The sequence below is a fragment of the Caballeronia choica genome, assembly GCF_001544535.1.
Taxonomy (GTDB): Bacteria; Pseudomonadota; Gammaproteobacteria; order Burkholderiales; family Burkholderiaceae; genus Caballeronia; species Caballeronia choica.
This window is the reverse complement of record NZ_FCON02000650.1, coordinates 1-515: the sequence shown is the minus strand read 5'-3', so window position 1 is coordinate 515 and position 515 is coordinate 1. Positions and strand designations below refer to the sequence as shown.

Annotated in this window: 1 pseudogene; it reads left to right on the top strand. The window is 69.7% G+C overall.

Going from position 1 to position 515, the window contains the following annotated elements:
* A pseudogene (locus AWB68_RS48775) lies at positions 1-515 on the top strand (LuxR family transcriptional regulator); the annotation flags it as partial.

The following is a 515-nucleotide window of genomic DNA, read 5'->3' as shown; positions in this document are numbered from 1 at the left end:
GCGCTCTTCGAGCCGTGGGCGGAGTCGCCGCCCGAGGGCGGAACGTGGCTCGCGCAGGTGCACGCGAACCGGCTCGCAGCGCGTGCGATGCTCCTTGGGGACCCGGCACAGGCGCGGCGCGCGCTGCAACGCGTCCAGCGCAACGAAGGGATCGAGCCGGTCGGCAATTTGGCGCGATGGGGCGAGCACATCACCGGCGCGAGCTATATGTGGGAAGGCCAGATGCGCCTCGCCGAGGACGTTTTGAAGCCTGCGCTCGCGAGCATCGAGGTCGAGTTGGGCCGCCGGCATCCGCTCAGTTGCACGTTCGCGGCAGCGTGCGCGGCAATTGCGTATGAAGACGACCGGCTGGATGACGCGGCAGCGCTGCTCGCCAACCGGCTGGATATGCTCGAACGCGCCGCGACGCCCGAGACCGTGATGCTCGCCTATCTCACTGCGTCGCGCATGGCCCGCGCACGCGGTAACGAGCACCGGGCCCTCGACCTGCTGGAGGCCATGTACGCGCTGGGCGT